General features: G+C 60.2%; 1 protein-coding gene. It reads left to right on the top strand.

Features of this window, described 5'->3' with window-relative positions; translation table 11 throughout:
- Positions 1-85: 85 nt before the first annotated feature.
- A complete protein-coding gene (locus ACODR6_RS32050) occupies positions 86-1,459 on the top strand; it encodes an ISNCY family transposase (protein ID WP_203428885.1) in 1,374 nt (457 codons plus the stop codon).
- Positions 1,460-1,623: the final 164 nt, after the last annotated feature.

Consider the following 1,623-nt stretch of genomic DNA (forward strand, 5'->3'; position numbering starts at 1 on the left):
TGTAGCCACAAAGTTAGAATGTCCTGTTTCTGCAAAGTTGGAATGTCACACTCCCCGGGTCTGAAGGATGCGTGGGAGATTGCAGATGGGATTGATAGCGATGAGCGAGCGCGATCTGCAGCGGATTGAGATTTTATCGAAGGTGGCCGCTGGCCGGATGACGACGGTGTCAGCGGCGCATGTGCTTGACCTGAGCGAGCGCCAGGTGCGCCGACTTCTGGAACGGATACGGATTGGCGGCGCGGCATCGATCCGCCACAAGGCGATTGGCCGGCCATCGAACAACCGGATCAGCGACGGCGTTCGGGACTATGCGATGACGCTGGTTCGCGAACGTTATGCGGATTTCGGCCCGACGTTGGCGACGGAGAAGTTGGCTGAGCGCGATGGCTTGCGGGTGTCACGCGAGACGGTGCGCGGTTGGATGTCCGAGGCCGGACTGTGGCTGTCGCGCAAGCAGCGCCGGACGTTTCACCAGCCGCGGCTTCGACGCGAGGCTTATGGCGAGTTGGTGCAGATCGACGGATCGGAGCATCGCTGGTTCGAGGATCGCGGGCCGCCTTGCTCGCTGCTGGTGTTTGTCGACGATGCGACCGGCAGGCTGATGCAGCTGCGTTTCGTGCGCTCGGAAAGTGCCTTCACCTACTTCGAGGCGCTGGAACTCTATCTCCACCGTCACGGCGCGCCGATTGCCTTTTATTCGGACAAGCATTCGGTGTTCCGGGTGGCGAAGAAGGATGCCAAAGGTGGCCAGGGCATGACCCAGTTCGGGCGTGCACTTTGCGAGTTAAACATCGAGATTCTATGCGCAAATTCGAGCCAGGCCAAGGGTCGTGTCGAACGCATGAACCGGACGCTGCAGGACCGCCTGGTCAAGGAGCTCAGGCTTTGCGGCATCGACAGCATGGAGGCCGGCAACGCGTTTTTGCCGGACTTCATGGAGGACTACAATGCGCGTTTTGCGGTTACCCCTGCCCGGTCTGATGATCTGCATCGGCCGCTGAATCTGGCGCCAGATCGGTTGACGGAGATCCTGTGCAAACGCGAGCAGCGCTATGTTGGATCGCAGCTGACGTTTTCGTTCGAGCGCCAGCGGATCATGCTGGAGGAGACCGATGTGACGCGTGGGCTGGTGGGGCGCTATGTCGAGACCTATGCCTATGCCGACGGTCGTCTGGATGTGCGGTGGAAAGGCTACTCCCTGCCCTACACGGTGTTCGACAAGGACCAGCGGGTGACGCATGCCGCGATCACCGAGAACAAGCGGTTGGGTGATGTTCTGGCCTATATCAAGGAGCGCCAGGAGCAGCAGGACAAGCCGAAGGTGAAGAGCAGCAGTGACAAGAATGGCTACGTCAAACGGGCTCGCGGACCTGGCCGGCGGAAGGATTTCATGAACGATCCGGCAGTGATCGCACGGCGCCAGAAAGCATTGTCGCGACAGCAGGCTGCGGAGTGAGGCGTGTCAAAGCTAAAGCCGAAGAGGTGTATTTACCACCCGCCCCGATCTGATCTTGCAACCGGGATCAGCCGCTCAGATCGGGGCTGACCGTTGTGCCGTGTGATGACCACGCGGACATTTCTACCTTGCAAACCGCCGGACATTCCAACTCTCCCGCCACA

Source organism: Rhizobium sp. FG96 (assembly GCF_057808655.1).